Raw genomic sequence first — 26,994 nt, 5'->3', positions numbered from 1 at the left:
TGCTCAACACATTTCAGTTGAAATTACTACGATTTCAATAAGACTCGTTTACTTGTCTTCCTGCTCCTCGCTAAATAAACGATCCACACCTTGTGTAACTGTCAACTGTCCACTTAAAATTTGACGTTCAAGCTGTTGTACTTGTGCTTTACGTTGCGGGTTTCCATAAAAGAGATCTATTAAATGATCGGTAATCATCGATTGGAACCATTCTTTTGTTTGTTGCTGGCGTCGGGTAGCCCAATAGTGATTTGCTTCTACGATTTGCTTGAATTCCCCAATTGTTTCCCAAACCTTATCAAGTCCTCGATTTTCTAGTGAACTAACAGGCATGGCAGTTGACATCCAACCAGGTGTAGCAGGCTGTAAAAAGTGCAAAATTTGTTTGTACTCTGCAACCGTTTTTTTAGCTAGACGTACATTATCACCATCCGCCTTATGCACGACAATTGCATCTGCTAATTCCATAATGCCTTTTTTCATGCCCTGCAATTCATCCCCCGCTCCTGTTAAAACAAGAAGCAGGAAGAAGTCAACCATGCCACGGACATAGGTTTCACTTTGTCCAACACCCACTGTTTCAATTAAAATCACATCATAGCCTGCTGCCTCACAAACTAACATGGTTTCTCGTGTCTTTTTGTGAACACCCCCTAGGGTACCTGCCGATGGCGATGGACGCACAAATGCACTAGGCTTCTTAACGAGCTCTTCCATACGCGTTTTATCGCCAAGTATACTTCCTCCCGATAGAGAAGAACTTGGATCAATGGCAAGAACAGCAACTCGTTTCCCCATATCACAAAGCATAGTACCGAAAGCCTCTATGAATGAGCTTTTTCCTGCCCCAGGCACACCTGTTATGCCAATTCGGATACTATTGCCTGTATGTGGAAGAAGCTCCTGCAATAGTTCTTGTGCCTGTACTTTATGGGTAGCGTTTGAACTTTCAATGAGGGTAATGGCTTTTGATAAATGTGTGCGAGAGCCCGCACGTACTTGTTGTGCAAGCTCTCCTACATTTAGAGTGTCTGCCTTTTTCTTTCGGAACTTTTTGGGTGTACCATATTGCATCCCGTCGTGAGTCGCCTCTACTCCGTCCATGACAAATAGCGCACTTTCTTCCATTCCTTTATTTTTGTCCATTATTCAGACACTTCCTCATAGCCTAAACGTTTGTAGATTTCTTCAATAATTTTTTGTGCGGATACAGGAATCACTGTACCTGGTCCGAAAATGGCTACTGCACCAGCATTATAAAGGAAATCATAATCTTGTGCTGGTATAACACCACCCACAATAATGATAATATCTTCACGACCTAGTTTTTCAAGCTCAGCTATCAATTCAGGCACTAATGTTTTATGTCCTGCTGCTAGTGAAGACACACCAATAACATGAACATCATTTTCAACAGCCATTTGAGCAGCCTCAGCAGGCGTCATAAATAATGGAGAAATATCTACGTCAAAGCCTAAATCTGCATAACCAGTTGCGACAACCTTTGCACCACGGTCATGTCCATCTTGTCCCATTTTAGCAACTAAAATACGCGGACGACGACCTTCATTTTCAAGGAATTCTTCTGTCATTTGTTTCACTTCCGCAATTTGCTCCTCATCAGAGAAGTTTGCAGAGTAAACACCAGAGATCGAACGAATGACCGCTTTATGACGACCAGAAACTGCTTCAATTGCATCAGATATTTCACCTAAAGAAGCACGAGCGCGCGCTGCATCCACTGCTACCGCTAGCAGGTTTTCTTCTCCATCTTGAGCCGCCTTCGTTAAGCGAGCTAAATGTTTTTGAACTTCCGCTTCATCACGAGCTGCCTTCATCGCTTCTAAACGTTCAATTTGTTTTTGACGAACAATGGTATTATCGATATCTAAAATATCAATTGGCTCTTCTTTTGCTAAGCGATACTTATTCACGCCAACAATCGTTTCTGTTTTAGAATCAATTTTCGCTTGACGTTTTGCTGCTGCTTCCTCAACCTTCATTTTTGGAAGTCCCGTTTCAATCGCTTTAGCCATACCACCAAGCGCTTCTATCTCTTCGATTAACGCCCAAGCAGATTTCGTAATTTCTTCTGTTAATTTCTCTACGTAGTACGAACCACCCCAAGGATCAATGACTTTTGTCATCGCTGTTTCCTCTTGTAAAAATAACTGTGTATTACGCGCGATACGTGCTGAGAAATCTGTTGGAAGTGCAATCGCTTCATCTAATGCATTTGTATGAAGGGATTGCGTATGTCCCATCGAAGAGGCATTTGCTTCGATTAAAGTACGTGCAACATTGTTAAATGGATCTTGCTCAGTTAATGACCAGCCAGATGTTTGGGAATGCGTACGTAATGCTAATGTCTTCGGATTTTTAGGGTTAAACGTCGACATCATTTGTGCCCAAATACGACGTGCTGCACGCATTTTAGCAACTTCCATGTAATAGTTCATACCAATTGCCCAGAAGAACGATAGGCGTGGTGCAAATGCATCAATATCAATACCTGCTTTTAATCCTGTTCGTACATACTCCAAGCCATCTGCTAATGTATAGGCAAGCTCAATGTCATTTGTTGCGCCTGCTTCTTGAATATGGTAACCCGAAATTGAAATAGAGTTAAATTTTGGCATATACTTCGCTGTATATTCAAAAATATCTGCAATGATTTTCATTGACATAGCTGGTGGGTAAATATATGTATTACGCACCATGTATTCTTTTAAAATATCATTTTGAATGGTACCTGCTAATTGATCTGGCGTTACCCCTTGTTCTTCTGCTGCTACAATATAGAATGCAAGGACGGGTAATACGGCACCATTCATTGTCATTGAAACTGACATTTGGTCTAACGGGATTTGATCGAAAAGGATTTTCATATCCTCAACTGAGTCAATCGCAACCCCAGCTTTTCCTACATCCCCTGTTACACGTGGATGATCAGAGTCATAGCCTCGGTGTGTTGCTAAATCAAACGCGACAGAAAGACCTTTTTGTCCCATAGCCAAATTTCGTTTGTAAAAGGCATTGGATTCTTCAGCAGTTGAGAAACCTGCGTATTGGCGAACCGTCCATGGACGTGCTACATACATAGTAGGGTATGGCCCACGTGTGTTGGGTGCAATCCCTGCCACATCATTTAGATGTTTAGCCTCTTTAATATCTTCTTTTGTGTAAATATCTTTAATTTCAATTCCCTCATTTGTCATGAACTTGTCTTCAGACGCTTGAGGTGCTTCAGCTGTTAAAACCTTTTCTATTTCTACTGCATTAAAATTTGGCTTGCTCATCGTTGGACCTCCTTCATGCTCGCAAACACGGACTGTAATTTTTCAATGATGTTTTGTCCTGCGAAAATAAAGCCGTTTAAGCCATTTGCTAACCATGCTTCTTCTTCGTCTTTAAATTTGCCCGCTACATCTACAAGCACATTCGCTGGTTTTTCAGCTAAAATGGCTGATAAAAATGCTTTTGTATCATCATCACTGCCTGCAATCACTACATACTTAGCCTCTGTCGCTTTCAGCCAAGCTACTGCCTCTTCTACAGCTGTCACTGGCTCACTTTTTTCTGGTACAAGACCAACTGTGTTTAAGAAGCCCGCTACAAAATCTGCGCGTGGTTTGGAGCTTTTTAATGATCCTAATGCTAAAATACCTGTTTTTACATCTGCTGCTGTCATGTCTGCACGTAAATCCTCAAATGGAGCAGCGATACGCTTAATATCAGCAAATAATGGATTTGTATCCTGTTCAAGAATATCAGCTGGATTAGCATAAATATTCGTTCCAATTAATGATTGCTTACGTGTTTGGGCAGCTTTGATGCGTTTTTGATAGGATGCTTCCACTTCTTCTGCAAGCTTGCCAGAGGCAGTATATTCATCGATACCGCCAGCTGCCTGAATGTCTAAAAATAGTGCCCATGCTTCTTTCACAAAATCTGCTGTTAACGACTCGATAAAGTAAGAGCCCCCTGCTGGATCTTTTACTTTTAAGACATTTGTTTCTTCTCTTAAAATTAATGATACATTACGAGCGATACGAATGGATTGATCCGTAGGCTTTATTAACACGTCATGTGGATGAACCGTAAAGAGATCAGCACCACCGATTAAACCAGAAAGCGCTTCATTTGAAGAGCGTAATAAATTTACATACACATCTAATTTAGAAAAGCTTCTTAATGATGTTTCAGCCACAGTAGGGATTTTCACATGATCTGTTACGCCATAAGCGGATGAGAACGCTTTCCAAAGTACTTTAAAAGCACGTAGCTTTGCAATCTCCGTAAAGAATTGTGTATCAATGGCAAATGATACAAAGAATTTCTTCGAGAACGCTTCAAAGCTTTCTTCTTGTTCTGCAAATTTGGCTGCTAATGCAAGTGCATAGGCTAATTCTTGTACAGCGTTAGCACCTTCATTATGATAAACCGTTGTGTCTGCACTGACTGAGCGCACGTTCGGAAATGCAGTCAAAGCGATAGGGTCTTTTGAAATAATGTAACCTTTAATGGCTTCTTGTTGATCTACTGGAATGTTGTCGAATACTGCTAATAACGGGTCTTTTGAATTTTCAATAGTAATTTTAAACGAATATTCTGAGAAATATGATGCTAATTTGACCAATACTTCTTCTGTCCAAGCAAAGCTCACTCGGCTATCAATCGTAATAACTTCATTGCCTCGAGCTAGGCTATCCTCAAGCTGTGCAAAAAAAGCTTCGCTTGAATCAGCGTGAATTTGTTGTGCCACCTGAAATACTTGATCATTTTGTAGGGAACGAATTGTGGCAACTTGTAAATCAAGCTCTTCTCCAAGCTTAGCTACTAAACTTTCTTGCGTGTAAAGCGGCTGTAGTGTAACACCTTCATTTGTTTTTGTGAATAGTGACTCAAATGGTTTCCCTTTTAAAGCTTTGATTGCTGCATCTTGCCAGTCTGAATAGGCTGGTATTTCAAATTCAATATTTTTCATGTTGTTTGACATGCGGACGCTTAATCAGCTTCCCCCCTTAGTAGTTTCTATTTGTTATTCTACATGACAAATTGCGACTCGAAAAGCATAAAAAAAATCGGAAACCCTTATACAGCAGGTTTCCGACGAGTCATCAGTAGACTGACGTTGAAGATTTATTTGTATTTTCGAGTATTTCTTTTACTCTATTTAGGAATTTACCACAGACAAGTCCATCAAGCACACGATGATCTAATGATAAACATAAATTCACAATATCACGTGCAGCAAACATTCCACCTGGTAAAACAACAGGTTTTTTTACAATACTTTCCACTTGTAGAATCGCTGCTTGTGGGTAATTGATGATGCCCATTGATTGAACAGAGCCAAATGCACCTGTATTATTCACTGTAAATGTACCACCAGTAATGTCATCCATTGCTAATTTTCCTGTACGAACTTTGATAGCCAGTTCATTGATTTCTTTCGCAATTCCTTTAATGGATTTTTCATCTGCGTGTTTTATAACAGGTACAAATAATGCATCATCCGTTGCTACTGCAATCGAAATATTGATGTCATGTTTTTGAATGATTTTATCTTCCGCCCACATCGAATTCAGCATTGGGAATTCCTTTAAAGCTTGAGCAACCGCTTTTACAAAGAAGGCGAAATATGTAAGATTAAAGCCTTCTTTTTGCTTAAATTCATTCTTTAAGCTATCACGATAAGTCACTAAATCTGTTACATCCACTTCCATCATCATCCAAGCATGCGGCGCTTCATGTACACTTTTCACCATATTATTCGCAATGGCACGACGGATCTTCGTCACTGGAATTTCGATATCTCCTGGATGAATAGGTTGTACAGGTGTAGCTGCTTTTTCCACTTGTTGCTGTGGTGCTGAAGGTGCTGATGTCGTTTGAACGGTTGGAGCTGCTTGTGCTACATCATTTGCCGTTGGGATATTACCTGTTTCAATTAGCTTTAACAGGTCTTTTCGTGTAATACGACCACCCTCGCCAGTACCTGTTACAAGGTCTAAAGCTATATCATGCTCCTGTGCAAGTCGAAGAACAGCTGGTGAATAACGTACTTTACCCGTACGTGCCTCTTTTGGTGCAGATACTGGAGCTGCTACCTGCTGTGGTGCCTCCTGTTTCTTTTGAACACCTGCATTTAAAATAGCCGTACTTACCGTTGATTTTTTTTCAGGTGGTGGTGCTGGTAATTCACCTTCTCCCGCTATTTCAATCGAGCAAACGACTGCTCCAACTGGTAATGTCTGACCTTCTTGCGCAAGAAGCTCCGTGATAACCCCTTCAAATGATGACGGGATTTCAGCATTTACTTTATCTGTAACAACCTCTGCTAATGGATCATACTTTTTAACTGTATCTCCAGGCTTTACAAGCCATTTTTCAATTGTACCTTCTGTTACACTTTCGCCGAGCTGTGGCATTGTAATATTTTGAACCGACATCCTTTATTCCTCCCATCAATTAAGCCTAGGCGTCATTGTACCTGATGCAGCGCTAAAAACATTAAACGTAGACAGGCATTTAGACAGATTTTGACTTTCATATGTGCAAAGTCAAAATCTGTTGTTCCGTCTGAGGCTTTTATTTTTTCATTCAGCCTTGTTGTGATCTATTTATTAGAACGCAGCAAGTTCTCGCATAGCACGTTCCACTTTATCAGGATTAATCATAAAATATTTCTCCATCGTTGGTGCATATGGCATGGCTGGCACATCAGGTCCCGCTAGACGTTGAATTGGTGCATCAAGCTCAAATAAACAATGTTCTGCAATAATTGCAGCAACCTCACTCATGATACTACCTTCTTTATTATCCTCTGTGACAAGCAATACTTTACCTGTCTTACTTGCAGCCTCTATAATCGCTTCTTTATCCAGAGGGTAAACTGTACGCAAGTCAAGGATATGAGCGGAAATACCATCCGCAGCTAGGCGTTCTGCCGCTTGTAAAGCAAAGTGGACTGCTAAACCATAGGTAATGACTGTCACGTCATCTCCTTCACGTTTTACATCTGCTTTACCAATTGGCAATGTGTAATCATCTAGTGGTACTTCCCCTTTAATTAAACGATAGGCACGTTTATGTTCGAAAAATAATACCGGATCTTCATCACGAATAGCAGCTTTCAATAAACCTTTTGCATCATACGGTGTTGATGGAATGACAATTTTCAAACCAGGTGTACCAGCAAAAAGTGCTTCAACGGATTGTGAATGATAAAGTGCCCCGTGAATACCTCCGCCAAAAGGTGCGCGGATGACCATTGGACAAGTCCAGTCATTATTAGAACGGTAACGAATTTTGGCTGCCTCTGAGACGATTTGATTGACAGCTGGCATAATAAAATCAGCAAATTGCATTTCAGCAATCGGACGCATACCGTACATCGCAGCACCGATACCCACACCAGCTATTGCACTTTCTGCAAGCGGTGTATCAAGCACGCGGTATTCACCAAATTGATCGTATAGCCCAGTAGTGGCTTTGAATACACCACCTTTACGACCAACGTCCTCTCCTAAAATGAAAACTCGTTCGTCACGTTCCATCTCTTCTTTCATCGCTAATGTAATCGCATCAATATAAGACATTACTGCCATTACATGTCACCTCCGTCCACTGGTGCATAAACATATTTAAGTGCATGCTCTGGTTGTGCATATGGAGCCGCTTCAGCATAATCAGTTGCTTCATTTACTTCTGCCATAACACGCTCTTCGATTTCAGTACGTATCGCTTCAGTCATCACGCCAGTATCCATTAAATACTTTTCAAATAATACTATTGGATCCTTTGCTTTGCCTTCTGCAATATCTTCAGCCGTACGGTATTGACGGTCATCATCATCTGAAGAATGGGCTGTTAAACGATATGTCACTGTTTCGATTAAGCTTGGACCTTCCCCATTACGTGCACGATCTGCAGCCTCTTTCACCACTTTGTACACTTGTAAAGGATTTTTCCCATCCACGGTCACTCCTGGCATTCCATAGCCAATCCCACGATCAGATACTTTTGCACAGCCTAATTGACGCTCTACTGGCACAGAAATCGCATATTGATTGTTTTCTACCATAATAATGACTGGTAGCTTATGCACACCTGCAAAGTTCGCTCCTTCATGGAAGTCTCCTTGGTTGGATGAACCTTCACCAAGCGTAACGAAAGAAACAAAATCTTCATTTTTTAGACGTCCTGCAAGTGCAACGCCCACTGCGTGTGGAACTTGAGTCGTAACAGGAGATGAACCTGTTAAAATACGATTTTTCTTTTGACCAAAGTGGCCTGGCATTTGACGACCACCAGAGTTTGGATCTTCTGCTTTAGCAAACGCAGATAGCATCAGTTCTCTTGGTGTCATACCAAAATGTAAAACAACACCCATATCACGATAATAAGGTGCAATATAATCCTTACTTTTATCCAGTGCAAAGGCTGCTCCAACCTGTGCCGCCTCTTGACCTTGACAGGAAATTACAAACGGAATTTTACCAGAACGGTTTAACAACCACATACGCTCATCTAGTCTTCTGGCCATTAACATTGTTTCGAACATAGCAAGTACATCTTCATTTGACAAACCTAAATCTTCATGTTTGATTTGAACATCTTGCATACGAACACCCCTTTCGTATTATAGAGAAATAACTATCTTATCCTATATCCCCACATTTGGATATGTTAGTTATGAAATTCAGAAAATTAAAAATGGATAGCGCGATCATCCACTGCTAGAGCAGATTCCACTAACACCTCATTTAAGGATGGATGTGGATGAATTGCCTGACTAATTTCCCATGGTGTTGCATCTAACACTTTTGCTAAGGATGCTTCACCAATTAAATCTGTTACATGAGGCCCTACCATATGAATACCCAAAATATCATCTGTTTCTTCATCAGCAATAATTTTGACAAAGCCTTCTGTCTCTCCATTTACCAATGCTTTACCAATGGCCTTAAACGGGAATTTACCAATCTTTAATGAAAATCCTTGTTCTTTAGCAGCACTTTCTGTTAATCCAATGCTAGCAACCTCTGGATAGGAATAAACACATTTCGGTACTTTTAGTGCATCCAATGTCTCGGTTTTCCCTGTTGCTATATGCTCAATAGCTGAAAGCCCTTCATGAGAAGCAACATGCGCTAATTGTAAGCCACCAATCACATCTCCTATGGCATACATATGAGACTCTTTCGTTTGATAGGAACCATTCACTTTAATAAAGCCATTTTCCACTTCAATCTCTGTATTTTCTAGACCAATACCTTGCGTATTCGCCTCACGTCCTACACAAAGTAATAGTTTATCAGCCTCAAAAACTTCTTCTTTTTCATTCACTTGCGCAGAAATGAAAACGTTATCATTTTCAATTTTGAATGTATTTGTATCTAAGCGAGCATTCGTAACAATACGAACGCCTCGTTTCTCAAGTTGTTTCGTCACTTCTTTAACGATGTCCGCATCTTCAGCTGGTAAAATGGATGGACCATATTCTACTACTGTTACATATACACCAAAATCGCATAGCATAGATGCCCACTCAATTCCAATAACACCACCACCAACGATTAGGAGTGACTTTGGTAAACTTTCTAACTGTAATGCGTGGTCTGAATTCAGCACATATTGCCCATCTATCGTTAACCCTGCCATACCACGAGGCTTTGAGCCCGTTGCAATGACAACATTCGTAGGCACAAGCATTTCATTTTCATCGCCATTGGACATTTCTACAGATATTGTACCAGGCATAGGTGAGAAAATAGATGGACCCAAAATTCGCCCTGTACCATGATAAACATCTATTTTGCCTTTTTTCATCAGTGTATTCACACCCTGGCTTAATTGCTCAACGATTGCTTGTTTCCTAGCTTGAACTTTGTCAAATTGTAATGTTACACCTTCAATATCGACACCATATTCGCTAGCTGTTTTATTAGCCATACGATATACTTCGGCACTTCGGAGTAACGCTTTACTTGGAATACAGCCTTTATGCAAGCATGTACCTCCTAAACGCTCACGCTCTACAATGGCTGTTTTTAAGCCTAGCTGAGCAGCTCGGATGGCTGCAACATATCCACCTGTACCTCCACCTAAAATGACAACATCATAATTTTGAGCCATGTTTATTCCCCCTATTGAGAAAAGTGCTAAAGGATTCTATTAAACAATAACCAAGTGATTTTTTTAACAGTCAGTGCTTTAGAAAAACTTTAGCTTTACTTCATTAAAGCCCTAATTTCTTTGTTGAAAATAGAAGAAGTCGACAATGCGACTTCTCTTCATGTATCAACTGTCTAAATTAGCGACCGTGTAAAATATTTTTTTCATTTTTTAAAAATTGGCTGCGCGATTTTGCTACGCGAGCGATACGTTCCTCAGCTAAGCGGTTCGCTGCCACATATGTTGGAATGCCATCTCGTTTTGAAATAGCAAAGATTTTTTCAATACTATCATAAATGCCATCAACGCGTTTCATTGCACGTTCACGATTATAGCCATATAATTCATCCGCAACATTAATAACGCCACCAGCATTGATTACATAATCTGGTGCATAGACGATACCTAATTCATGTAGGTAGTCACCATGACGTGAATCTTTTAATTGGTTATTTGCAGATCCAGCAATCACTTTCGCTTTTAATTGCGGAATTGTTTCATCATTTAAAATTGCCCCTAATGCACAAGGTGAGAAGATATCTACTTCTTGCGCATAGATTTCATCTGGTGCCACTGCAATCGCGTCGAAGTCATTAACAACTCGATCAATAGCTGCCTGATTGATATCTGTTACAACAAGTTTTGCCCCTTCATTATGTAAATACTCGCAAAGCTTGTAGGCTACATTTCCTAGACCCTGTACAGAAACTTTTAATCCTTCTAGTGAGTCTGAACCGAATGCTTCTTTTGCAGCTGCCTTCATACCACGGTAAACACCATAAGCTGTTACTGGAGATGGGTTACCTGAAGAACCGAATGCAGGAGAAATTCCTGTTACATAATTTGTTTCTTCATGGATTAAATCCATATCTGATACCGTTGTACCTACATCTTCAGCTGTAATATAGCGGCCATTTAATCCTTGAATGAAACGACCTAACGCACGGAACATCTCTTCGTTTTTATCTTTAAATGGGTCACCAATAATGACCGTTTTTCCACCGCCAAGGTTTAAACCAGCTGCAGCATTTTTGTAAGTCATTCCTCGTGCTAAACGTAATGCATCTTCAATTGCATTTTCTTCCGACGCATACGTCCACATACGTGCTCCACCTAGTGCTGGTCCAAGTGTTGTATCATGGATAGCGATAACCGCTTTTAACCCTGATGCTTCATCTTGGCAAAATACCAATTGTTCGTAATCATACTTTTCCATATACTTGAAGATTTCCATGAAACTCGCCCCTTTGCTTTGGAAAGTGCATCCCCAAATGCCCATCCAATCAAGTTTTATCTAACAATCTAATCTTCATAGCGTCCTCACTCAGCAAATTCTGAGCTCCTATTCGGTAGTAGGTGTTTAGACCCTAATACTTAAAGAAGAAATTGTTTAGTAATGGATAATATTGCTCCACTTATTTTTACAATACTGACAAATTCACAATTTCGCAACTATTATTACATATTCTTATTTAAGTAAGAATTTTCTAAACATTCAGTTACAATTGCTACTTTCTGTCCTGTCACGTTTTTAGCTAAAAATATTATATTGGTTTATACCCTTCCTTGACATTCCCCCATCCACAGGTAAAATTAATCATAGGAATAAGGAGGGGTATACATGGCCCGTTTAGCTGCATTTATTGTAATGCTTATTCCAGGTCTTATGGCTGCAGGTGGCATTAAATTTATGCGTGATACATTATTTGGTAAGCTTATTTCACCATTCCCATTTTTATGGCTGCAATTTGTAGTTGGTGTCATTTTCTTCGTCATAGGCTTTGGTTTTTTCGCTGGATTTTTACTGCATCGCGATCGAAAAAACGGAAAAGTAGCACCACGCTTCCAAAAAAAATAAAAAAAGCTATCCAAATAAGTCATGCAAGACTTACTGGATAGCTCTTTTTATATCCGCTGCTGAGATGTGATAACTTTATCAGGATAATCCGTAATCCAACCAATAACAGAAGGGTGCGGATTAGTTAAAAATGGTTCCGTGCCATCAATAGCATAAAAACGACATGCTTTTTCACTTGTAACACAGGCCTCCAAATATCTTGGTTTGTAGTACCTTTTATGCATATGCACACTATCAGCCGCTTTATAATCAGCTAGAAGATCCCATTTTATTTTTTTCGTAGCAATAAGGGCCGTTTCAAATTCAGGTCTATGCTTTTTTACGATCTCTAAAAGCTCATAGTGAAAGGATGAAAAATGACTACCTTTTGGCAGAGCCAAGCCTCCAAGAAAATGAATTAGCCCACTCTTATTGTCCAATATCGTTGATTTTAATTCAATATTCAACGGCATCTGCTGTATATTTGCCCATGCTAAAACTGCCTCAAACGCTGGCATTTTATAGGACGAAAATAGACGTCTCCAAGGCTTGCCAAGTTTAAAGCGCAGAAGCTCCTCCATCGTACAATCGCTCACCAATTTATTGGTGCCTACTAACCTCGATAATTGTGGATCATGATACACTACAGGTAATCCATCTTTTGAGAATTGAATATCTAGTTCAATCCCATCAGCACCTAGCTCTAATGCCTTTTCAAAAGCTTGAAAGGTATTCTCTAATGCATAAGCAGAAGCACCTCGATGTGCAAAAACAGGGATAAAAGCTGCCTTAGACATTTAACTCACCAAATTCTAGTAGGAATTTACCATTCGTCATTTTGCTTAATAAAGATGATTTTCTACCAATTTGAATATAAGTTCCAGGGTGCGCCTCTTTTGTCACAATAATCTCTTCTTTCCCTACATGACGCATTTCATCCATTAATAGTTTTATTTCACGATCTAATGTAATCGCTTCAGCCTTTAATTTAGTTAAGGCTTGTTTTGTTACCTCAAATGACGCTGATTGTTCTTTGGACATTTGATTGAGAAAAGGTAATAAATTTTTCATGCTATTCTCGTGTGCTGAAATCTCTGTTTGCAATTGTTTTAGCTGTGCTGCTTTTTCCTGCATCACGGTGTTATTTTCCTGCTTATTAATACTTTCTATTATTAAATCTGTTCGACGCTCTAATCGGTTTCCTGAAATGGCCGTAACAATCGTATTTTTAGCTACTGCACGTCCCCCAATAATTTTACCTTTTCGTTCATCCACATATATTGAATGAGCAGAAAGTTGTGAACCTAGTGCGTAAAAACCAATATGAATACTATTAGCTGCAAATAAATTTGCTTCATTTACATGTTTAACAAATATATTGCCACCTGCTTCTACCACTGTTGAACCAAGACCAAAGATGCCCCCACGAATATATACATCACCCTCAATGGATTTAATAAGCTTGGCACCGCTTACACCCTCAGCCCCTTCAATGGAAATATCGCCAGTCGCAATAACTGTATAGCCATTTGTTACTGTACCTTTAATACTAAGTGAACCATTAAATTCAAGGTTACCTGTTTCTACTCCTACATCACCATTTATAGGAAGGTGCCTGTTTACACCAATCATGCCTTTGACATCATCTAAAACGCCAGCAATTTTCGAGCGAATGACGATTTTTCCGTCTTCTTCCACTTCATAGGCAGATTTTGTATCATATTTAATAGGATAATCTCGTCCAGGTACAGCAGCAACTTCTTGACCTAGCACATTTTTCCCTGGTTTACCTAATGTAGCAGGAATTTTTTCACCTAGCCAAGAGCCTTCTGAAATTTCCGAAATAAAATTCATATCATAGTAATCCGCTTTACCGTCTTCACGAATGACTGGCTTTCTCTCGGGTTTAGGTAAGTATGTAATTTGTGCATCTATTCCTGCTATTGGTTGCTCACCTTGAGCAATTAAGAATGCTTTTCCTGGTTCAGCCTTCAATATATCAAAATCTAATATGCCATGTATAATTCCATTTTCATTGAGTGTTTCTCGGATTTGTTGTGTTAATTTTTCTTTATTATTTTGAATATAATCATGCGTTTCATATATAAAAACAGAGGCTGACATCTTATCACGTGCCACTTCTGCTTCAATGTTCGGAAGCCAGCGTCCAATTTCAACAGGATTGGTATTCTGGGTTGATAACACATTTTTTAAAATTGAAAAATTAGATAATTTCAGTCGTGGATGACTACGTAGGATACTATCAAATTCTTTTAATGGGAAACCTGCGCTAAAAGTAAGCATAAATACCTTGCCATTTTCCTCAGAAATTTCGAAGTTTTCATTTCGAACTAGAATCAAGCTACCTCCTCCTTCCCTCTATATGTAAGTATATACAATCCACTTACATTTGTTTAGAGACCATTGTCACTACCGAGAAAGAAAATAGTACCACTTAATCATTAAAATATAAGACAATATTTTATTTACCCTAAAAGATTATAGATATTTAGTACTAATAAATTGTTTGTTTTTGAGTTTTTTTATTAAAATTACCGATAAATTCAAAGTAATTCCATCAGGCTATTTTGAATATATCATCTTCCAAGTACAGGTATCCACGGGTGCTTCCCACTAAACTATAGGTCTAAATAGGTCTTTTTAACTAACAATGTATTGATATTCCTTTCAATTCGGAAAGTAGAACCTAGTAGTATCAATTGCTGTCGATTCATATATTGCATACTTATTTTACCATCGAATGCTAAACGCACCTCAAATAGCTCTTCTGTTATCTGTGTGATTTCGAGCGAATTCATTCCCTCTAATTGAAAATTTATACTTTTTATTGTAATCACCTACTATAAGTTTGTAGAAAGGTCTCAAATGATTTTACTCTTCATCTTTAGAATATGACGTTAAATCCACTATACATGTATATATCGCGTATTTTTAGCTGATTTGACGTTCTTTTAACGATTTCAATGTTAAAGGTCAGCCACAGAAATTTCCACATTATTTGTTCAAGTAACAAAAAAAGCGCCCCCTTAAACTATAGATTTAAAAAGGCGCTGTTCTATGCGAAGTATAATTGCTGTATATGTTAATGATTTATATATCGGTACTAGCTAGCCATCATATCAATACGAATTTTGTCAGCGATCATGGCGATGAATTCGCTATTTGTTGAGAGTAAAAACGGTAATTTAATGTCTAAAACAGTTATACCACGTAAGTTTACCGTATATTCTACCGGTAGCCTTCGCAGTTTTTCTCGACTTGTATTTACCGATAATATTACAATAGGAAATTGAGGAAGTAAACATATATTTCATTTTTTTAATAAACGATTAATGTCATCTAAGATTCTACGTCTTTCTAAGAATTCTATTAATGCACGTATACCTTGGTTTTTGCTATTTTTCTTTCTCGTAACTTTCACCATTATAAAATAGGCTTCCGCATCTAATTCCGTAAAATAGTTGTTCCCTTCACTATCGGTTGCATAATCCTCTATAAATTCCCTTATATCTACTAAATGTTCCTGCGTCGTTCTAACATTATGCTGAACTAAAGACGATATAATTTTGACATTCATAAAATCTCCTTTTCCAACACCAGTGCTTTAATATTATCGCGATGTAAAAAACTATACATGACCGGTAAATATTAAGCAACCCTAAATATCGTCCAAACCCTTGATACGACTGCGTTAGAAGTGCGTCATCTTATTTAAAACATCACATTATTCTATTTGCGTTGATTTTGCGTTAAAAGCATCTTTATATAGGAAGAAACTCGAATTCAAATTTTACCTTGAGGATTTAAAAATACTATGTAGAGGTAGCAATCGGCAGAAAGGCGGATTATAGCGAATAGGCTTTGGGGGCAAAAAAGAACGACCAACAAACGAACTGAATCGCTGTTGATCGCGTTATTAAAAGAATGAAACGTTTTTAATACTTTGTTTAATTCGCTCGTCAGTCATTCCGATGTAACGAAGCGTTGTCTTTTGCGAACTATGATTAAAGATTTCCATTAGCGTTGCTATGTCGTTGGTAGCGTTGTAATAAGTATATCCAAACGTCTTACGCATTGTATGTGACCCAACGGAATGATTGCCGATTTTATCGCCAGCATCAGTAATAATGCGATAAGCTTGCGTCGTGCTGATATGTGCGTCGCCTTTACGTGACGGGAATAAGTACGTTGTTCCTGGCGGCAAAGTATCGATATAGTCCGCAATATCGACCATCAGTTGATCGAGGTGGACAGTGCGCTCCTTCTTCGTCTTGCCTTCTCGAATCTTAAACGATGACTTCCCTTTTACTTGTTCGACCTTAAGCGCAACTAAATCTCCGCATCGTAAGCCGGTAGATATGCCGAGCTTGAACAGTAGCTGATTGCGTAGACCAAATTCCTTCGACATACCTAAAGCTTCTAACATCTCACGTATTTCTTCTTTCGATTTTAACGGCTGCACATCGATTAACATGCCTTTTTTCTCGTTATGATTAGCCATAATTACGCCCCTTTTTAATGTATCCTTTTTATCGTTATATCTAAAATAGCATACATTCGTTAGATGCGCAATTATCAAACGTCTATATATCAACGTTTTATATGTATCCTTTTCATAAAAAGCATACATTCGATAGGTTCCCGACTGCCTTTCTCATGCATAACGTTATAATGCGTCGAAACTGCGTCATATTGAACCGTGGAGATTTCAGACACCTACGCGCGTCAGCCCTGTGTGCCCGATGATTTCGTGATTATTCGTGATATTGCAGACATAAAAAAAGACGGACACACCCGAAGGCATGCCCGTTAATATTGCGTCATTTATTTATACTGTACCACGTAGTCGCTCAATTTCCGCCTTAATCGCATCAACGTCATATACTTGCGTCTCTTGCGAACTCTGTACAATTTCTCGTTTCTCCGTCAACTTACCGATTAACTTGTAGTACAACTCTAGCGCCTTAATCGAAGCGTTACCGTTGTTGGAAATACCATGTACTAAGCGCATAAGCTGCGCATCTGCTGCGGCTCTAGCGCTGTCTAACTTTGTATCGCTGACTGCTGCTAAATAGTGCACGAAGTCGGCATTTTGGCGCCAATGATAAAGTGTACTCGTATCAATTCCGAGTTCTTCTGCAATTTCTGCGTAAGTTTTTTTCTCTCCTTTTGGCGCATATTCTTTTTCTAGTAGTAATTCCGCAGCTCTTAATTGATTCGTCGTTAGTTTCGCCTTTAATCCGTCTAGTGTTAGTTTAGCCATTGTTTATATTCCTCCATTTTTTGCGTTAAATATGCGTCATAATCACCATCGTAATCGAGACGCTCCATTTCATCTTCATGTGGACGATATGTTTCTTTTGCGATTGATAGAATCGAAGCAGCACTCGCAATAGTGGATCCTGTTCCGCCTTGAATCGCTTGCTTTAAGTGGTACGCAGTCATGACGCATGTACATCCTAGTAATACGTCGTTACAATTTCCTGCTACCTCAAATGCGTCTATCCACTCGCGCAGTTTAGGTGTCTCGTCTACGTTAAAATAGCGTCCTGTCTTAGCAAGAATGCCAGCGTAACCTAAAAGAAATTGATTCGCTTCACTTGCATATCGTTTATATACCTCGTACGCAAAGTAATCGCTAGTAGGCGGAAAAGGTACGTATTCATCACCTAGTAGCGCATCAAGTGCTGCAAGTTCTTCCGTCAATTGTGCGTCAGTTCTATAAACCATCTAATCCCTACTTTCCGTTTTATTAGAAAAGGCATGCACCACTATAAAACCGATGCCCGCCCGTTTGTTAATCGCATTATCTGCCAACTTGAAACTTATGTTCCTCGATTAATTTCGCTAACCTATAAGCAATATCTTGAATGTCAGATTCCTTACGAACTTCCATCTTCGCAATGTTAATTGCAGGCATACTAGAGCCTCCACCAGCTTGGCCGTTACGATATGCCTCGGCATCCTGGCGATTAAGCACTGCCTCACCCTTGTGTAAAACGGCTCTGTATCCATCATACCTAACGTTGTCTAAACCGTGATAGTGCGAGCCATCCGGTTTACTGTTCCCACCGCCCGGTATTAGCTTCTTCGCCCAACTAACGGCCCCTGACCCGATTTTACCGATCCAATCCGGAACTTTAACCTTCCCTAAAATACTTGCGAACTCTTTTAAATGTCCAGCAGCCGTACTTATCCAGCTACCTACTGTTTTAAACACTGGCGTCAACGCTTTTACCACTTCCGTTGCCATTCCGAAGGCTTGAGTAAACGCTCCAGCCAGGAATGCTACGAATGGTCCAACGATTGTATCCCATCCCAAACGTAATACCTGGAATACTACGCCAAGCACCGCACCAAACAACTTGAGAATTGGTCCAGTTACTCCCCAGAACATCTGAAACGCTGCTGTAATGAACTGAATCGCTGGAGCAAGTACGTTATTCCACGCTAGAACCGCAATATCAGCGATAATCTTTAAATTCGTCCATAATCCGTTTAAGATTGGCTTCACAATGCCCCATAATGATTGAAGTACCGGCACTACAACGTTGTATATCGAGGTAAATACTGATGAAAACTGTTCCTTCAACGTTGCTACTCGCGTCATAATCGCGTTGATTTGATCCGATGAAAACAAAGCCTTTAGCACGCCTTTTACTCCACCAGCCTTGAATAAATCGAATAATGTACGTACTTTCGTTTTAATTCCTTCCACTACCGAGTTAATCTGATTCGCTATATCTGGAGGAAATAGCGCACTAATTAAGCCACCTGTACCACCTGTCTTGAATGCGGACATTAGCGTTTTAACCTCGCCAACTATACCGTCAATGATTCCTCTAAATGTCTCGCTATTGTCGTAAAGAGCCTTAAATCCAACGGCTGCAGCTGATATTCCCATTGCTATTAGCGCTATTGGATTCGAAAGAGCCGCAATTGTACCTACGACCGCGAGAGCACCAACAAACGTTGCGAAAGCACCTGCAGCGTAAGCGATTGGTTTATGAAACTTCACGAATAAATCGTAAAGCGCTATAGCTTTGTCGGTTACTTTGCCGAGCATACTACCCAATTTATTGCTGATAGAAGTCGTATCAAGGCCATCAAACATCTTATTTAGTCGCCTTAGAAAGTCCGCTAGTTTCGTATTGCTTTCCATTCCTATGTTTTTAAAGAACGTCTGTGACTTTTCCTCAAGTTGTGACCACAATCCTTTTGTCGTATTTCCCATCTTATTAACCATTTCATCTGTAACGCCCATTTTGGTTAATAATTTATCCAAACCGGCCATCTTAGCAGACATGCCGTCCATTTTAGTGATTTTTTGCAATTCCTTTTTATCTAGTCCGACTGCCTCGTACATTGAAACGTAGTCACCTTGCATAAGCTCTTTTGTTGAGAAAGCCGCCTGTTGAGTGTCTACGCCAGAAAGTGCTTGTATACGTTCAACTAGTCCCCAAACTTGTTTTAACTCATCAAGGTTCTTACTGATTCCTATGAATGCTTTTGAGTTTGTCATCATATCCGTACTGTTCAATACCGGACTATCAATTGCCGCCTTCTCAATCATTTGAAGGTACTTTTTCGCTTGCTTATCATCGCCAAACATCCCACTAATAGCCATCGCATTTTGCTCGTAGTTTGCTGCAGCTCCAATAGTCAAATTTAGCAATTTAGCAGCGCCGTTCGCTCCTACGTATGCGCCTGCTAGCCCTATTAATGCGGATTGCATACCACGTAAGGAAGCACTAAGTCCGTCAGCACCTACGCGCAATGAAGTGACTCGAGTTGCAAATCCACCCATACGATTTGATGCCGAAGAAACTGCACCGCCAAGACGGTTGGTTGCCGTTTGCGCTCTCGACATACTTTCGCCAGTTGTTCTGCTTGCACGATTCATTCGGTCCATCATCTGCGTGATACGGCGTAGACGCGAGGTACCTTGATCGCGAACTCGGAATACTGCGGTTAGATTTACGGCCATAAACTAATCACATCCTTTGCGGTGTGCAAGTCTTTTTAAACGACCTAACTCTTTGGCAACTTCATTTCCATTCCTACGCGTTAGTTTTGCGTCTGATTGCTTTCCGCTAGAACAATATCTAATCGCCGCATTCACCGTCATAATTACTAACCTTTTTAAATTTTTGTGTACCTCTAGTTGAGTCGCTTTTACTTCGGTCTCAATCACTTTTAGCTTCGGCAACATCGACTCACGCTTATTAGAATCTGCGTCTAATAAAGCGCCTGCTAAAAGAGTGGCATTTGTTAAAATATCTATTTCTCTATCTGTGTTATTCATTTTCCTTATCCTCCTTGCCTTTCTATGAATAGAAAAAGCCCTCAACCGTACTGACGGTCAAAGGCTTTAAAATCATAAACTTGCAACTTTTCTTATTTTTAATTTACATGTAGTAGCAATTAAATCTAATGCTACACTACTAGTTTGATATGCATTTACAGATACTTGCTGTCCTGTTTGATATTCTATTGTGTTTGTCAATGCAATAAACGTATTTCCGTTTTGGACTGCATTTGTACTTGTTTGGAAAGATCCTTTTAAACCAACTTGTCTATGTCCAGACCCATTGGAAGCGTAACCCAAAATAACCGACAATTCATAGAGGCCATCTTCATTCACAAAAATATTGCCATTTTCTAGCCTGCAATAATCTGCACCATTAAAATTTTCAATAGTTGTCCATGAGACATTGGTTGTGATCATACTAGCCACGCTTTGGTTTAGCGTTTTTTCAAATACCACATATTGTTTACCTTCGTTCAAGTGCTCAGTAAGTTGATTTCCAACTTGCGTAATCGCCCCATCCGTTGCTTCTGCTAAAGCATTCATATCGCGAGGCACATCGGCCGTCATATTACCTGTAATAAGTGGTAGGTTAAAATTCGGTGTTGTCATCGTATTATTTCCCCTCTCTTTTTTAAAAATAAAAAAGCACAACGTTAGTTAAAAAACGTCATGCCTTGCATTAATATTGCGTTATTCAGTTTGCTGTGTTTCATGCTCTTGTTGTGCAGCTCGCTTAATGTTTGCGTATAAAACACGCGATCTTAACGAACCAATTTCACTTGCGACTCGTAATGCGATTGCTACGTCCTGTTGTTGGATTGTACCGTCTTTCAATTTTTGCCTTAATCCAGATTCTAAAACTTGGTAATTAGTACCCTTACCCTTCGCTTGTTGTGCCATCAATGCTTCTACTTGATCGTTATATTTGCTCATAATTATTTCGCTCCTTTAGTCTTCGTTGGTACTTCTGCGATATATTCAAAATCGTTCGGCTTATGCCCGTATGTGAATCGACTAACCTGGCTGATTACTTCATGCACTCCATTTGTAACTCCCAGACTTCCCATAACTTTCGCTGTACTTGTCGGGTGATCTATTACCGGACTCTCACTCGTCTTACCTTGACTACGATTTGCTCTAGTTATTTCAGCTATTTCTTCACGTAAATATCCGTAAGCCTCATCACCATCGCGGTGATCAATAATACAGCTAATTAGCAAATCCCTCGCCATTTTTAATTTTGCATCAACAATCGGTTCATACTCCGACCTAACTTTTGGTACAAACACATCTACGTATTCCTTGACTACGTCTACAGAAGAAATCTTACCTTCTGGCATAGCCGCATGTGCTAAACGAGCATCACGCTCCCGTCGTGCTACAACCTCTTTTTGTAGTGTGATGTCATCATCAATTTTAGCGAGTTGCGCAGTTGCATCTGTGCCATGTTTAACGCTCTCCGTAAATGTGTGCTCATACTGAGTCTGCAACTCACTTAAACGTGCACGAGCACTTTCCAAGTCCGCTTGATATTGCTGGTGTTTAGCTGCTCGTTCAGCGCCTTCTTCTCTGTAATCTTGCAACAGTTTAAATTCATGCGTCTTAATTGTCATCTAGTTTTATCCCCTTTGTTTTTAGCATTTGAATAATTTTTTCTAGCTTGTTGATGCACCACAACCGCCACATCGGAATAACAGGCGTTGGCTGTTCGTCTTGCTTGTCCAACTCGAATAATTCGACTAACATTTCCTCGTTACGAGTAATCTGCTCGCGCGTTCCTTCGACTTCTTTGCGATAAATCACAGGGCAATGAGCGCTTATTAAATCTCGGTACAACTCTTGGCTATCCGTCTGCAGCTCGCTAATTTCAAACGCATATAAATCGTCTAGCAAGTCGATAACATCGTCATAAGGCTTTGAGATTTCACCAATTAAATTGGATATGCCTCGTTCATCCGTTTGGTAAATTAACAGTGAAATGAACGGAACATCTCGCAAATTGACGATTGAAAGTAATGCGAAACGCATTAGCTTTAACTCCTTTCCATTTGACCGTATAGGGTAATAGATTTAGGCATTTCTTTCGATACTAGCCTTTAAAAATATGTCCTCGACTTATTTATTAGGAAGGCTCATAATCGCCGTTTTCGAGCCGTTTTAGTACATTTTTAAGACCGCGGTGTAAATTGTTAGGAATCTTGAATTGCACCGCCTGCAACTTTCCCTTACGATTTGTGTAAGTAGCCATGACTTTATAGCCTTTACGTTGTTTCAAGCGCCGAATAGCATTGTTATGCCCTGCACCTACGTATAAAATAAAAAAGCCCGGTATGCGCCAGGCTTCGAAATCTCGGTTATTAGACAGTGGAATGCACCGCCTTTTGTTTCGCTTCATTACGTCGGACCTCTGAGGCCTCGTCTCGTAGGTGTCCTATCATCTGCTCGACTTCTGTGTCAGTCAGTTTTCGACCAATAAGACTTTCGATAAAACGTTGGACGAACGGACGTAATAGCTCGGGCTTGAATCGCTCGGGGTATTTATCAAACGCTTCTATCGCAAAAAGTCCGTTCTTTTTATCATTGCAGTTTTTACATGCCGGAAGAACATTCACAGGAATATTTGCTCCTCCATACGCCTTGCCGTCTTTCAATGGGAATACATGATCGCAGGTTGCTATTACACCATTGTCTTTGAGTGATACACCGCAATATACACAGTCTTGCTCAAACAACTCTGCTATATATTCCCAAGGTACGAGTGGTAATTTATCACCAGCTCTTTTTGCATAAGCATTAGCTCTTACTCGATATTTTTCTCCGTTGGCACGACGATGTTCACTGCGACAGCTTCTGCAGATATTTTGGTATCCCTTTTTATCTTTGGCATCTCTACGGAAAAGCTCAATTGCTTTGGTCTCATTACAGATACGACAAGTAAGCTCTTTACACATGGCGCTCACCTACTTCCATTGCAAGCGCAAGTCTTGTTTCGATGTAAGCTAGTTTTGCGATTAATTGAAGGTATTCTAATGTCATTTCATATCTACTCCTTTTCATTTCAAGTGTTTATATTTACGCTACGCACTCGATTGTGACATCGAGATTTTGTCGCGCAATTACCATTTTCAAGTGGTTCAGTAAAGCTGCGTTCGGATTCTGCTGAGTTGCATTGTATTCGTCTGCAAGTGGCTTACTGTTCGTTTCAACACGTAAAGCTACGTCCTTAAAAGGTTGCAGTACACGAATGAGCGTCTTAAATGCTGGATAAACTGCATTGCTCTGTGTAAAAGTTTCGGCATAAATGCTTCCGTCTGCCATTTCGATTTGTACGTCATATTCTGCGACGTCAATTTGTGTAATAGTCTGCTTTAGTTTCATTTCTAAACCCCTCCAAATTGATTAAATTGTGTTCTTACCGCCTGCAACTGCTCACCATTTCCGCCAAATAGTACGCGTGGGTTTACGGTGATCCCTTTGTGTCGACGATCATTTGTGTTTTCGAAGAATCCAAACACTACTTTTCCATCAATTTTCACGCGGTTCATTGTCGTTTTCAGCTTTGCAGCATTTGCATACCCTAGTAACTCTGCTAAACTTTCAATATTCATCGGTTGTAATCGCTCTGAATCCGTTTCATCCGGATTGTGGCAAACGATATTTGTCTCGAAATTTAAAAACGGCAATACCGAGTAGACTAGCGCAAGCTGTCCGACCGTTCTGCCGTTTGATAAATCGTATAAATCACGTACTGTTTTCTTAAACATTCGTGTATGTTGCAAATCCGCTGTGTGCGATTGAATTGACTTAATGTTTCCTCTGAAAAAGACGGTAGGATTCATAAACAACGCTCCTTCCGACTCTGAAATGATACCTTCCTGGCAATAACGACTGAATAGTTCGCGAGCACGTTTGCGACTAAGGCCAGTCAATTTTTCAAAACCTTCATGACTGATTACCTTACCGTTATCGTATTGCAATCGCCCTGTATTCCATGCGATGTATGTTCCCAGGTACATTAATCGAGCGATGTCAGCGTTATTTAGTGACGGGAAACGTTCAATTATTGTTCGCGACTGCTGAAAGAAGGCGAAAACAAATCCACCGTTTTCTTCTTCGTGAGAGCCTAGCGCCTGGATTGATTCAATAGAACGAAATTTTGATTCGGTCATTTTTGGAACCAAGTCATGAGTGAAGAGATCGCCTAAGTATTCTCCAGTTTCTAAGCTGTAAGGCTTGCCATCTTTTACAACGTAGTTCTGTTTTTGTGCGATAGCCTTACGTCGTGTCGTTGGGTTTAATTGTACTAATTGTTTGCCTGCTGATAATGCTGTCATGTCATATCTTCTCCTTTTCTGATTCCGTTTTATTTTTGTATTGCGTCTGCTAACGATTGGATTTCCGTTGTTGCTGCCGTGACCTGGCGACTTGCTTCAAGTAAAGCTATTCCGGCTCGTACTGCTACTGATTGCGACAGAGTACGCTCGCCACGTTCGATAAAGCCGAGCATAACCGGCGTGATTCCGATACGTTTAGCGAGTTGTCCTTGTGTGATGCCGAATGTTTCGCGGTAGTATTTGATTTGATTTGCGGTTAAAGCCATTCTGATTACCTCCTTGTTAGTAATTTAATAACTACAAATAAAGCCAATTAAAAAAGCCGTCCGGTTTGGACGACTGGAAAATACTTCTTCAATATATAAGGTACAAACTAAGGCTGAATACAAGCCTTCATATAGCATAGATAACTAAATGGGTGTTTTGGTAGTGTTTACTTCCTCACCTATATAGCCAACTGTCGCCCGAAAATACAACCTAGTGTACGTAAGTTTTTACTTCCTCTACATAAGGTAAGGCGCAAAACATGGTAGTTGTGTGCAGCCTCCCTATAAAATCGTTCAATAGTCCCTATAATGTATAGCCAACAACTATGATGTTTTGCCACGAAAACTTCCCTTCATAATATATAGATAACTAAAGGGGTAAAATACGGGGTTTTACTCACAAAAAACGCAAACTTTTTTATCATCAGTTCACATTTTAGACACATTTAACGAATTCTCTTTTATTTCCTCATTATATAAGCCAACTAATGCCCGTAAATGTGACGTTTTATTTCTTCATATACTAGACCGTTAAAAGTCGTTTTTTACACACTTAGTAAGAAATTTTTTTACTTGTTTTATCCTTCTCGGCACATGATATTAATACGCTATTTTGTGACTCTTTTTTTAATACGAGATAACATTTTTCTTAAATTTTCATAAGTTATATCTATTTTTTCAGCAGCATAATTGCGTGTGATTACTACACTACCGGACCTAGTACAACTATAGTTAGTAAAATCACCTAGGGTTTTATCCTGTTCTATTACTTCATACAGCTTGTCTATGGCTACACGTTGCGATTTAGTAAGTTTATGAACATTGCTCTCCGTAAGTTGCGGTAAAATCGCTCTGTATGTATCCTCTGGGAATTTTAACGTAACATGCATCGGCTTTAGTGTGTCGTACCTATCTTTGCGATAAATCCGCCTTTTGCCGTTTCGTGCCAATTCTAACTCACCGAATCTAGTAGAGAACGCAGTATTCACATATTTAACAATCTCACGCTCTGTTCGTGAAGCATCTACGTATTTTAATGCTCGCTCTAACGCTTCGAGTGTATTTACTTCTACCTTGCGCTCCATCTCCACTAATTTATCGGATTGCTCCAATATGATAGCCTCGTACTTTCTAAAATACTGGATAAACGTGGCGTAATCACTACCAAAAACCTCCGAATCGATACGTGGTAGCAGTTCGCGCAAGTTTTCGATTAGTTCCGGCGTCAGTCTATAGTAATACTGCCATTCGTCCTGCTGAATGATTTCGCCTTTGAAATCAATTCCATAATCAATCGCTAATACGGATAGTATTCGGCTAAATTCTTTTGTCATGAGATTTTGGCGCTCGCCTCGATATTTAGACAAAGCAAAGTCATTTAGAACCCGAATATGGTATGAAATATAATACTCATGACGTGGCAACTTAATTGTTACTTTCAACTTATCTCCAATCTGTATATGCTGGCGTGTTGGATCGTTCATAAAATCGAATGTAGTTCCGTACAAAATCTCATCAATTATTAATCTATCGCCATTATTTTGGTAGTTTCTAATTCGTTCTTTGAAATCAGCTGTCATATCATATCTGCTCCTTTTCTTCTCCTTAAAAATTACCTGCCTTTTACGTCCCGAAATCGACGAATTACCTGCCTTTTACGTCCCGGTTACTTTTGTTACAAAAATACAATATATAGTGTTTTATGTATTGAATTAGCTACAAAATACGTATATATTGTATAGGTCTCCATATCAACAGGACATCTTGTCTATCTTATCAGTAGTATCACGTAAGGATAACGCCCAATATCAACAGTAACGATAAAGGTTCCTTTTGGTTGGAACAACCATTTAAAACCTTTGCGTCCTCATTTTGCAAAGAACGCAAAATAAGTCCGCGTCTATCTATTACATCGATATTATTACAATCGCTAGATATCATCAATAATGTAATGAGACGGAGGCTTTGGCCGACGTAGAGGATTTGCGTCAGCAAAGACTCGCAATATCTTTTATCTTCTTAAACGATAGTTCTCGTTAGATA

At 39.7% G+C, this 26,994-nt stretch carries 27 protein-coding genes; 1 reads left to right on the top strand and 26 read right to left on the bottom strand.

What is annotated here, in order from left to right; translation table 11 throughout:
- Positions 1-48: 48 nt before the first annotated feature.
- The 8 genes from meaB to BFM98_RS00220 form a co-directional block, all read right to left on the bottom strand.
- Positions 49-1,146: a methylmalonyl Co-A mutase-associated GTPase MeaB gene (meaB, locus tag BFM98_RS00255; protein ID WP_048392309.1), complete on the bottom strand. Its 1,098-nt coding sequence runs from the start codon at positions 1,144-1,146 to the stop codon at positions 49-51.
- Positions 1,146-3,299 (bottom strand): methylmalonyl-CoA mutase, encoded by a 2,154-nt coding sequence (gene scpA / locus BFM98_RS00250; protein ID WP_004231201.1) that lies wholly within the window; start codon positions 3,297-3,299, stop codon positions 1,146-1,148. The genes meaB and scpA overlap by 1 nt, the downstream gene beginning before the upstream one ends.
- Entirely contained in the window at positions 3,296-4,999 is a 1,704-nt protein-coding gene (locus BFM98_RS00245; RefSeq protein ID WP_066036218.1) for a methylmalonyl-CoA mutase family protein, read from the bottom strand. Before BFM98_RS00245 ends, scpA begins: the two co-directional genes overlap by 4 nt.
- Before the next feature lie 121 nt (positions 5,000-5,120).
- Positions 5,121-6,455 carry a dihydrolipoamide acetyltransferase family protein gene (locus BFM98_RS00240; protein WP_066036217.1) on the bottom strand — a complete coding sequence of 445 codons (1,335 nt, stop codon included), beginning with the start codon at positions 6,453-6,455 and terminating at the stop codon, positions 5,121-5,123.
- A gap of 174 nt (positions 6,456-6,629) precedes the next feature.
- On the bottom strand, positions 6,630-7,613 hold the full coding sequence (locus tag BFM98_RS00235) for an alpha-ketoacid dehydrogenase subunit beta (protein ID WP_016993882.1): 984 nt from the start codon (positions 7,611-7,613) through the stop codon (positions 6,630-6,632).
- Positions 7,613-8,629, bottom strand: a complete 1,017-nt coding sequence (locus BFM98_RS00230) for a thiamine pyrophosphate-dependent dehydrogenase E1 component subunit alpha (RefSeq protein ID WP_066036216.1) — start codon at positions 8,627-8,629, stop codon at positions 7,613-7,615. The genes BFM98_RS00235 and BFM98_RS00230 overlap by 1 nt, the downstream gene beginning before the upstream one ends.
- Before the next feature lie 86 nt (positions 8,630-8,715).
- Positions 8,716-10,143 carry a dihydrolipoyl dehydrogenase gene (lpdA, locus tag BFM98_RS00225; RefSeq protein ID WP_054549169.1) on the bottom strand — a complete coding sequence of 476 codons (1,428 nt, stop codon included), beginning with the start codon at positions 10,141-10,143 and terminating at the stop codon, positions 8,716-8,718.
- Between the two features lie 178 nt (positions 10,144-10,321).
- Positions 10,322-11,416 (bottom strand): Leu/Phe/Val dehydrogenase, encoded by a 1,095-nt coding sequence (locus BFM98_RS00220; protein ID WP_048392303.1) that lies wholly within the window; start codon positions 11,414-11,416, stop codon positions 10,322-10,324.
- 387 nt (positions 11,417-11,803) lie between these two features.
- Between BFM98_RS00220 and BFM98_RS00215 the strand changes: the two genes are divergently transcribed.
- A complete protein-coding gene (locus BFM98_RS00215) occupies positions 11,804-12,040 on the top strand; it encodes a DUF2627 domain-containing protein (protein ID WP_004231186.1) in 237 nt (78 codons plus the stop codon).
- A gap of 47 nt (positions 12,041-12,087) precedes the next feature.
- On the opposite strand, the gene BFM98_RS00210 is transcribed toward BFM98_RS00215, so the two are convergent.
- The 18 genes from BFM98_RS00210 to BFM98_RS00130 all read right to left on the bottom strand — a co-directional run bounded on the left by BFM98_RS00210 (position 12,088) and on the right by BFM98_RS00130 (position 26,531).
- Complete coding sequence (locus tag BFM98_RS00210) at positions 12,088-12,816, bottom strand: glycerophosphodiester phosphodiesterase (RefSeq protein WP_054549168.1); 729 nt, start codon at positions 12,814-12,816, stop codon at positions 12,088-12,090.
- Positions 12,809-14,380, bottom strand: coding sequence for a flagellar assembly protein A (locus BFM98_RS00205; protein ID WP_048392301.1), 1,572 nt, complete (start codon positions 14,378-14,380; stop codon positions 12,809-12,811). The genes BFM98_RS00210 and BFM98_RS00205 overlap by 8 nt, the downstream gene beginning before the upstream one ends.
- A 278-nt stretch (positions 14,381-14,658) precedes the next feature.
- Positions 14,659-14,838, bottom strand: coding sequence for a hypothetical protein (locus BFM98_RS23215; protein ID WP_083225182.1), 180 nt, complete (start codon positions 14,836-14,838; stop codon positions 14,659-14,661).
- 512 nt (positions 14,839-15,350) lie between these two features.
- Complete coding sequence (locus BFM98_RS00200; protein WP_066036215.1) at positions 15,351-15,617, bottom strand: hypothetical protein; 267 nt, start codon at positions 15,615-15,617, stop codon at positions 15,351-15,353.
- A gap of 339 nt (positions 15,618-15,956) precedes the next feature.
- A complete protein-coding gene (locus tag BFM98_RS00195) occupies positions 15,957-16,541 on the bottom strand; it encodes a tyrosine-type recombinase/integrase (protein WP_066036214.1) in 585 nt (194 codons plus the stop codon).
- A 327-nt stretch (positions 16,542-16,868) separates the two neighbouring features.
- On the bottom strand, positions 16,869-17,303 hold the full coding sequence (locus BFM98_RS00190; protein ID WP_066036213.1) for a phBC6A51 family helix-turn-helix protein: 435 nt from the start codon (positions 17,301-17,303) through the stop codon (positions 16,869-16,871).
- Positions 17,291-17,770, bottom strand: coding sequence for a hypothetical protein (locus tag BFM98_RS00185; protein ID WP_066036212.1), 480 nt, complete (start codon positions 17,768-17,770; stop codon positions 17,291-17,293). Before BFM98_RS00185 ends, BFM98_RS00190 begins: the two co-directional genes overlap by 13 nt.
- A 76-nt stretch (positions 17,771-17,846) precedes the next feature.
- On the bottom strand, positions 17,847-19,817 hold the full coding sequence (locus BFM98_RS00180; protein ID WP_254659970.1) for a phage tail protein: 1,971 nt from the start codon (positions 19,815-19,817) through the stop codon (positions 17,847-17,849).
- Between the two features lie 213 nt (positions 19,818-20,030).
- Positions 20,031-20,345, bottom strand: a complete 315-nt coding sequence (locus BFM98_RS00175) for a hypothetical protein (RefSeq protein WP_066036210.1) — start codon at positions 20,343-20,345, stop codon at positions 20,031-20,033.
- Between the two features lie 72 nt (positions 20,346-20,417).
- Positions 20,418-20,960, bottom strand: a complete 543-nt coding sequence (locus tag BFM98_RS00170; RefSeq protein ID WP_066036209.1) for a hypothetical protein — start codon at positions 20,958-20,960, stop codon at positions 20,418-20,420.
- Positions 20,961-21,041: 81 nt separating this feature from the next.
- Positions 21,042-21,284, bottom strand: coding sequence for a hypothetical protein (locus BFM98_RS00165; protein ID WP_066036208.1), 243 nt, complete (start codon positions 21,282-21,284; stop codon positions 21,042-21,044).
- A gap of 2 nt (positions 21,285-21,286) precedes the next feature.
- The gene (locus BFM98_RS00160) at positions 21,287-21,964 is read right to left on the bottom strand and encodes a hypothetical protein (protein WP_066036207.1); all 678 of its coding nucleotides are present in this window, start codon (positions 21,962-21,964) and stop codon (positions 21,287-21,289) included.
- On the bottom strand, positions 21,954-22,379 hold the full coding sequence (locus BFM98_RS00155; protein ID WP_066036206.1) for a hypothetical protein: 426 nt from the start codon (positions 22,377-22,379) through the stop codon (positions 21,954-21,956). The genes BFM98_RS00160 and BFM98_RS00155 overlap by 11 nt, the downstream gene beginning before the upstream one ends.
- 329 nt (positions 22,380-22,708) lie before the next feature.
- Positions 22,709-23,302, bottom strand: coding sequence for an HNH endonuclease (locus BFM98_RS00150; protein WP_066036205.1), 594 nt, complete (start codon positions 23,300-23,302; stop codon positions 22,709-22,711).
- A gap of 121 nt (positions 23,303-23,423) precedes the next feature.
- On the bottom strand, positions 23,424-23,729 hold the full coding sequence (locus tag BFM98_RS00145; protein ID WP_066036204.1) for a hypothetical protein: 306 nt from the start codon (positions 23,727-23,729) through the stop codon (positions 23,424-23,426).
- A 2-nt stretch (positions 23,730-23,731) separates the two neighbouring features.
- Positions 23,732-24,685 (bottom strand): hypothetical protein, encoded by a 954-nt coding sequence (locus BFM98_RS00140; protein ID WP_066036203.1) that lies wholly within the window; start codon positions 24,683-24,685, stop codon positions 23,732-23,734.
- A 29-nt stretch (positions 24,686-24,714) separates the two neighbouring features.
- Positions 24,715-24,951 (bottom strand): helix-turn-helix transcriptional regulator, encoded by a 237-nt coding sequence (locus BFM98_RS00135; protein WP_066036202.1) that lies wholly within the window; start codon positions 24,949-24,951, stop codon positions 24,715-24,717.
- Between the two features lie 608 nt (positions 24,952-25,559).
- Positions 25,560-26,531 carry a hypothetical protein gene (locus tag BFM98_RS00130; protein ID WP_066036201.1) on the bottom strand — a complete coding sequence of 324 codons (972 nt, stop codon included), beginning with the start codon at positions 26,529-26,531 and terminating at the stop codon, positions 25,560-25,562.
- Positions 26,532-26,994 lie beyond the last annotated feature (463 nt).

Source organism: Lysinibacillus sp. AR18-8 (assembly GCF_001705465.1).
Taxonomy (GTDB): domain Bacteria; phylum Bacillota; class Bacilli; order Bacillales_A; family Planococcaceae; genus Lysinibacillus; species Lysinibacillus capsici.
The sequence above is the reverse complement of the archived record's forward strand: the minus strand, read 5'-3'. Positions and strand labels throughout refer to the sequence as shown.

Excerpts from the sequence above, each read along its gene's own strand:
- meaB (WP_048392309.1), bottom strand. The coding sequence starts at position 1,146 with ATGGACAAAAATAAAGGAATGGAAGAAAGTGCGCTATTTGTCATGGAC.
- scpA (WP_004231201.1), bottom strand. The coding sequence starts at position 3,299 with ATGAGCAAGCCAAATTTTAATGCAGTAGAAATAGAAAAGGTTTTAACA.
- BFM98_RS00245 (WP_066036218.1), bottom strand. The coding sequence starts at position 4,999 with ATGTCAAACAACATGAAAAATATTGAATTTGAAATACCAGCCTATTCA.
- BFM98_RS00240 (WP_066036217.1), bottom strand. The coding sequence starts at position 6,455 with ATGTCGGTTCAAAATATTACAATGCCACAGCTCGGCGAAAGTGTAACA.
- BFM98_RS00235 (WP_016993882.1), bottom strand. The coding sequence starts at position 7,613 with ATGGCAGTAATGTCTTATATTGATGCGATTACATTAGCGATGAAAGAA.
- BFM98_RS00230 (WP_066036216.1), bottom strand. The coding sequence starts at position 8,629 with ATGCAAGATGTTCAAATCAAACATGAAGATTTAGGTTTGTCAAATGAA.
- lpdA (WP_054549169.1), bottom strand. The coding sequence starts at position 10,143 with ATGGCTCAAAATTATGATGTTGTCATTTTAGGTGGAGGTACAGGTGGA.
- BFM98_RS00220 (WP_048392303.1), bottom strand. The coding sequence starts at position 11,416 with ATGGAAATCTTCAAGTATATGGAAAAGTATGATTACGAACAATTGGTA.
- BFM98_RS00215 (WP_004231186.1), top strand. The coding sequence starts at position 11,804 with ATGGCCCGTTTAGCTGCATTTATTGTAATGCTTATTCCAGGTCTTATG.
- BFM98_RS00210 (WP_054549168.1), bottom strand. The coding sequence starts at position 12,816 with ATGTCTAAGGCAGCTTTTATCCCTGTTTTTGCACATCGAGGTGCTTCT.
- BFM98_RS23215 (WP_083225182.1), bottom strand. The coding sequence starts at position 14,838 with ATGAATTCGCTCGAAATCACACAGATAACAGAAGAGCTATTTGAGGTG.
- BFM98_RS00200 (WP_066036215.1), bottom strand. The coding sequence starts at position 15,617 with ATGAATGTCAAAATTATATCGTCTTTAGTTCAGCATAATGTTAGAACG.
- BFM98_RS00195 (WP_066036214.1), bottom strand. The coding sequence starts at position 16,541 with ATGGCTAATCATAACGAGAAAAAAGGCATGTTAATCGATGTGCAGCCG.
- BFM98_RS00190 (WP_066036213.1), bottom strand. The coding sequence starts at position 17,303 with ATGGCTAAACTAACACTAGACGGATTAAAGGCGAAACTAACGACGAAT.
- BFM98_RS00185 (WP_066036212.1), bottom strand. The coding sequence starts at position 17,770 with ATGGTTTATAGAACTGACGCACAATTGACGGAAGAACTTGCAGCACTT.
- BFM98_RS00175 (WP_066036210.1), bottom strand. The coding sequence starts at position 20,345 with ATGAATAACACAGATAGAGAAATAGATATTTTAACAAATGCCACTCTT.
- BFM98_RS00170 (WP_066036209.1), bottom strand. The coding sequence starts at position 20,960 with ATGACAACACCGAATTTTAACCTACCACTTATTACAGGTAATATGACG.
- BFM98_RS00165 (WP_066036208.1), bottom strand. The coding sequence starts at position 21,284 with ATGAGCAAATATAACGATCAAGTAGAAGCATTGATGGCACAACAAGCG.
- BFM98_RS00160 (WP_066036207.1), bottom strand. The coding sequence starts at position 21,964 with ATGACAATTAAGACGCATGAATTTAAACTGTTGCAAGATTACAGAGAA.
- BFM98_RS00155 (WP_066036206.1), bottom strand. The coding sequence starts at position 22,379 with ATGCGTTTCGCATTACTTTCAATCGTCAATTTGCGAGATGTTCCGTTC.
- BFM98_RS00150 (WP_066036205.1), bottom strand. The coding sequence starts at position 23,302 with ATGTGTAAAGAGCTTACTTGTCGTATCTGTAATGAGACCAAAGCAATT.
- BFM98_RS00145 (WP_066036204.1), bottom strand. The coding sequence starts at position 23,729 with ATGAAACTAAAGCAGACTATTACACAAATTGACGTCGCAGAATATGAC.
- BFM98_RS00140 (WP_066036203.1), bottom strand. The coding sequence starts at position 24,685 with ATGACAGCATTATCAGCAGGCAAACAATTAGTACAATTAAACCCAACG.
- BFM98_RS00135 (WP_066036202.1), bottom strand. The coding sequence starts at position 24,951 with ATGGCTTTAACCGCAAATCAAATCAAATACTACCGCGAAACATTCGGC.
- BFM98_RS00130 (WP_066036201.1), bottom strand. The coding sequence starts at position 26,531 with ATGACAGCTGATTTCAAAGAACGAATTAGAAACTACCAAAATAATGGC.